The following is a 1,852-nucleotide window of genomic DNA, read 5'->3' as shown; positions in this document are numbered from 1 at the left end:
GCCGTACAACGGTCGTACGGCGGTCGTGCGGCGGCGCCGCAGCGGTGCTCGGGTGGCGGGGGACCGACGGTGTCCGAGCGCGACACCGTGCGGGGGCGGGGTCGCCGACGGCGGTGCCGTCGGTGGTGGCGACAGCGGTGGCCGACGACGGGGCCGACGATGGGCCGACGACGGTGCCGACCGTCATTCCAACGTTGGAAATCGGTGTGCAGCGGAATGACAGCACGCCTCCCGGCGCCTGTCCAGACCCCTCGCGCCCTTCCATCGAGCGGATCCCGGGTCCCCGGGTCGGCGGCGGGGCCGGGGCGTGAGAGCGCGTTCAGGAAACGTCGCGCCGAACCCTTGCCGAGCGCTCCACGGCGCGGTTATAACGTTGTAAAGCCGCCGACGCCGCCCGGTCGTCCGAGGGTATCGAGGCCGCGTATCCGCAGTTCGGGCTCGTACCGGCCAGGTTTGGCACGTCCTCTCCCGGCAGGACGACAACGTTTCCCATCCCCGCGCGACCGCACGCCACTGGGCGGTGCTGTCCCCGCCAAGGAGTGTCTTGACATGCCCCTTCCGAAGAGAACCCGCGCGCTCTCCCTCGCCTGCCTCGTGGCCGCCACCACCACGCTGGTGCTCAGCGGCTGCGCCAAGTCCGAGACCTCCGACCAGGCCGGCGGAGACAGCAGCCAGGGCGCGCAGGTCGTGCAGACCCCCACGGCGTCCGCGGCCACCGGAACGGGCTGCTCGCTGACCGCGTACGGCGCCCCCGAGCTGGACCTCAAGAACGCGGTCGTCGGCTTCTCCCAGTCGGAGAAGGAGGCCAACCCGTTCCGCATCGCCGAGACCCAGTCGATCAAGGACGAGGCCGCGAAGCTCGGCGTGAAGAAGCTGCTCACCACCAACGCGCAGTCGCAGCTCTCCAAGCAGATCAGCGACATCCAGGACATGCTGGCCCAGGGGGCGCAGTTCCTGATCGTCGCCCCCCTCAACTCCGACGGCCTGGAGCCCGCGCTCCAGGCGGCGGCCGCGAAGAAGGTCCCGGTCCTCACGATCGACCGCAAGGTGAACGCGACGGCCTGCAAGGACTACCTGGCCTTCCTCGGCTCGGACTTCGTCGAGCAGGGCAAGCGCGCCGCCGACGCGATGATCAAGGCGACGGGCGGCAAGGGCAAGGTCGCGATCCTCCTCGGCTCCTCCGGCAACAGCGTGACGACCGACCGGACCAAGGGATTCGTCGACCAGATCAGGGCCGAGGCACCGGGCATCGAGATCGTCGCCCAGCAGACCGGCGAGTTCGCCCGGGACAAGGGCCAGCAGGTCATGGAGCAGCTCATCCAGTCGAAGCCCGACATCACCGCCGTCTACGCGGAGAACGACGAGATGGCCCTGGGCGCCGTGACGGCGCTCAAGGCCGCGGGCAAGGCACCGGGCAAGGACGTCAAGGTCGTCTCCATCGACGGCACGCGCAACGCCGTCCAGGCCCTCGCCAACGGCGAGCTCAACGCCGTCATCGAGTCCAACCCGCGCTTCGGCCCGCTGGCCTTCGCCACCGCCCAGAAGTTCTACGCCGGTGAGGGCATCCCCGAGGACGTCATCATCGCGGACCGCTCCTACGACCCGTCCAACGCCAAGGCGTCGCTCGGCGGGGCGTACTGAGGCTGAATCCCCGGCGCTGACGGCCGCCTCGGTCGCCCGGCCCTTCCGGTCACCCGGCCTCCCGGAACGGTGACCGCAGACGGGACGCGCGACCGGGTCGGCCCGGGCCCCACGGGACCTCCCCGCCCGTGGGGCCCTGGCCACCGATGCGCCGGCGCGCGCGGAGCCCGAGCCCGCCCCGCGTACGACTCCCCGACAGACGGGCGTGGAC

1 protein-coding gene is annotated in these 1,852 nt (G+C 71.3%); it reads left to right on the top strand.

Annotated features, from left to right (window positions below; translation table 11 throughout):
* Nucleotides 1-549 precede the first annotated feature (549 nt).
* Nucleotides 550-1,641, top strand: coding sequence for an ABC transporter substrate-binding protein (locus tag EAO70_RS09650; protein ID WP_148002598.1), 1,092 nt, complete (start codon nt 550-552; stop codon nt 1,639-1,641).
* Nucleotides 1,642-1,852: the final 211 nt, after the last annotated feature.

The organism is Streptomyces sp. adm13(2018) (assembly GCF_008042145.1).
In the GTDB taxonomy this organism is placed as follows: domain Bacteria; phylum Actinomycetota; class Actinomycetes; order Streptomycetales; family Streptomycetaceae; genus Streptomyces.
This window is presented reverse-complemented; position numbering and strand designations above follow the sequence as displayed.